General features: G+C 65.8%; 2 protein-coding genes. Both read left to right on the top strand.

The features are described 5' to 3' along the window. Window positions 1-1,470: helicase HerA-like domain-containing protein (locus tag DBR23_RS19990; protein ID WP_108499365.1), on the top strand; the 1,470-nt coding region annotated here is incomplete at its 5' end. Window positions 1,471-1,661: 191 nt separating this feature from the next. Next, window positions 1,662-2,339 (top strand): hypothetical protein (locus DBR23_RS19985; RefSeq protein ID WP_108499358.1); only part of this gene is annotated, 678 nt, incomplete at its 3' end.

Here is a 2,339-nt window from a genome sequence, read left to right as displayed (position 1 = left end):
CGCCACGGGCTCATCACCGGAGCCACCGGCACGGGCAAGACCGTCACCCTGCAGACCCTGGCTGAGAACTTCTCGCGCATCGGCGTGCCAGTATTCATGGCCGATGTGAAGGGCGATCTCACGGGCGCCAGCCAGCCCGGCAAGATTGGCGACAAGCTGGCCGGCGTACTCAAGGAGCGGGGCCTGGACCTGCCCACGCCCCTGGCCTGTCCCACCACGCTGTGGGATGTGTTTGGCGAACAGGGCCACCCGGTGCGCGCCACTGTGTCGGACATGGGCCCGCTGCTGCTGGGCCGCATGCTCAACCTGAACGAAACACAGCTGGGCGTACTCAACCTGGTCTTCAAGATTGCCGACGACAACGGCATGCTGCTGCTGGACCTGAAGGACCTGCGCGCCATGCTGCAATATGTGGGCGACAACGCCAAGGACTTCACCACCGAGTACGGCAACGTGAGTGCCGCCAGCGTGGGCGCCATCCAGCGCGGCCTGCTGCAGATCGAGCAGCAGGGCGGCACGCAGTTCTTTGGCGAGCCCATGCTCAACATCCAGGACTTCATGCAGACCGTGGACGGCCATGGCGTGGTGAATATCCTGGCGGCCGACAAGCTCATGAATTCGCCGCGCCTGTATGCCACCTTCCTCTTGTGGATGCTGTCCGAGCTGTTCGAGCAGCTGCCTGAGATCGGCGACCCAGAGCAGCCCAAGCTGGTGTTCTTCTTCGACGAGGCCCACCTGCTGTTCAACGAGGCGCCCAAGGTGCTCATCGAGCGCATCGAGCTGGTGGTGCGACTGGTGCGCTCCAAGGGCGTGGGCGTGTATTTCGTCACGCAGAACCCTCTGGACATCCCCGACAGCGTGCTGGCCCAGCTGGGCAACCGCGTGCAGCACGCGCTGCGCGCCTTCACCCCGCGTGACCAAAAGGCCGTGAAGGCCACGGCCACCACCATGCGGCAAAAGCCGGGCCTGGACATCGAAACCGCCATCACCGAGCTGGCCGTGGGCGAGGCGCTGGTGAGCTTTCTGGACGCCAAGGGCCGCCCCAGCGTGACCGAGCGCGTGTTTGTATTGCCTCCCGGCAGCCAGTTGGGCCCCATCACCCCGCAGCAGCGCCAGGCCCTGATGGCCAGTTCTCTGGTCGCGGGCGTGTATGAAAAGGTGGTGGACCGCGAGTCGGCCTACGAAAAACTCAAGGGCCGCGCCGCCGAAGCCGGCGGGCAGGCGGGTAACGCAGCGGGCGGAGGCAACGGCAAGGTGGCCACCGGTGCGCCCGCCGAAGAAGGCGGCGGCCTGCTGGGCGGGCTGAACGACGTGCTGTTTGGCAGCACCGGGCCGCGCGGCGGCAAACGCGACGGCCTGGCGCAAACCATGGCCAAGTCCGCCGTGCGCACCATGGGCACCACGATCGGCAAGGAGATTTTGCGGGGCGTGCTCGGCGGCATCTTTGGCGGCGGCAGCAAGCGCCGCTGACGCCGTTGGGACGGCGCCCGGCGTCATAGACGGGCGCCACAACATGCCTGCGCCCCTGGCGGCTTGCCTCCCCTGCCAAAGCGCACCCCCAAGCGCCTGTGACTGTTTGGCGACACTGCGCAATTCGTCACAAATCAGTCACATGACCGCCGTGAAATCGCCATACACAACAACAAAAAGAAGGAGGGACGATGACACGCATTGAAAACGTTCTGCTGCGCTGGGGCGGCAAGGTCATGCTGCTGGCCATTGGGGTGTGGGTGGCGGCCATCCTCGGGATCTTTGCAGGCGCCTGGCGCCTGCGCTGGCCCTGGGTCCTGTACTTCATTGCCACCGTGATCATCACGGCGCTGGTGATCCAGTGGACCAACGCAGTGCGCCAGCGCTACATCCGCGAGGCTCCCCTGCCCCGCTTTCTGCAGCGCAAGCTGCGCGAAACCTACCCCCACCTGAGCACCCGCGACTGTGAGCTGGTGGAACGCGGCCTGCGCCAGTTCTTCATGGCCTGCCTGCGCAGCAACCAGCAGTTTGTGGCCATGCCCTCCAAGGCGGTCGATGCGCTGTGGCACGAATTCATCCTGCACACGCAGGCGTACAAACTGTGGTGCCAGAACGCACTGGGTTTCTTTTTGCACCACACTCCCGCCGAGGCGCTGGGCCACAAGGCGCGCCACAACGACGGCCTGCGCCGCTGCTGGTACTGGGTGTGCAAGGAAGAATCCATCGACCCCAAGGCGCCCAGCCGCCTGCCCCTGCTGTTTGCACTGGACGCCAAGTTCGCGATTGCCGGAGGCTTCAGCTACGTGCCCGACTGCTCCGACATTGCCCGCAAGAGCGACGCGGGCGGCAGCGGCGGCGACAGCTACTGC

This window comes from Acidovorax sp. HMWF018 (genome assembly GCF_003061035.1).
In the GTDB taxonomy this organism is placed as follows: Bacteria; Pseudomonadota; Gammaproteobacteria; order Burkholderiales; family Burkholderiaceae_C; genus Acidovorax; species Acidovorax delafieldii.
The sequence above is the reverse complement of the archived record's forward strand: the minus strand, read 5'-3'. Positions and strand labels throughout refer to the sequence as shown.